This is a genomic window from Streptomyces tibetensis, assembly GCF_007655005.1.
GTDB lineage: Bacteria > Actinomycetota > Actinomycetes > Streptomycetales > Streptomycetaceae > Streptomyces > Streptomyces tibetensis.
This window is the reverse complement of the sequence record NZ_SZVW01000053.1, coordinates 1-1,084: the sequence shown is the minus strand read 5'-3', so window position 1 is coordinate 1,084 and position 1,084 is coordinate 1. Positions and strand designations below refer to the sequence as shown.

Below are 1,084 nucleotides of genomic sequence, written 5' to 3'. Positions count from 1 at the left end.
CCTCCTGGGAAGCGTTGGAACGCGCCGGGGTCGTGCCGGAGTCGCTGCGTGGCGGGCGGACCGGTGTGTTCGTCGGCACGGCCGCACCGGAGTACGGGCCACGGCTGCACGAAGGAACAGACGGATACGAGGGGTTCCTGCTCACCGGCACCACGGCCAGCGTGGCCTCCGGCCGGATCGCCTACGCCCTGGGGACGCGTCGCACCGGAGTACGGGCCACGGCTGCACGAAGGAACAGACGGATACGAGGGGTTCCTGCTCACCGGCACCACGGCCAGCGTGGCCTCCGGCCGGATCGCCTACGCCCTGGGGACGCGTGGGCCCGCGCTCACCGTGGACACCGCCTGCTCGTCGTCGCTGGTGGCGCTGCATCTGGCGGTGCAGTCGCTGCGGCGTGGGGAGTGCGACCTGGCTCTCGCGGGCGGAACCACCGTCATGGCCGGACCCGGCATGTTCGTGGAATTCTCGCGCCAGCGGGGACTGGCGCCGGACGGCCGTTGCAAGGCCTTCTCGGCCGATGCCGACGGCACCGCGTGGGCCGAGGGTGTCGGCATGCTCCTGGTGGAGCGGCTCTCGGACGCCGAGCGCCTGGGCCACCGGGTGCTGGCCGTGGTGCGCGGCACCGCCGTCAACCAGGACGGCGCCAGCAACGGCCTCACCGCCCCCAGCGGACCCGCCCAGCAACAAGGCATCCGCGACGCCCTGGCCGACGCGGGCCTCTCCGCTGACGATATCGACGCCGTCGAAGCGCACGGCACCGGCACGCCCCCCGGCGACCCCCTCGAAGCCGGCGCCCTGCTGGCCACCTACGGACACCCGGGGCGCCGGACACCGCTCTGGCGCGGATCACTGAAATCCAACATCGGCCACACCCAGGCCGCCGCCGGCATCGCCGGAATCATCAAAATGATCCAGGCACTGCGGCACGACACCCTGCCCCGCACCCTCCACGCCGACCAACCCAGCAGCAAGGTCGACTGGGAGGCAGGTTCCCTCCAACTCCTCGCTCAGGCCCGGCCCTGGCCCGCCGACCCCGACCGGCCACGCCGCGCCGGCATCTCCGCCTTCGGCGTCAGCGGCACCA

Annotated in this window: 1 pseudogene; it reads left to right on the top strand. The window is 73.0% G+C overall.

Annotated features, from left to right (window positions below):
• Nucleotides 1–1,084 (top strand): annotated as a pseudogene (locus FDO69_RS40870) (beta-ketoacyl [acyl carrier protein] synthase domain-containing protein); the annotation flags it as partial.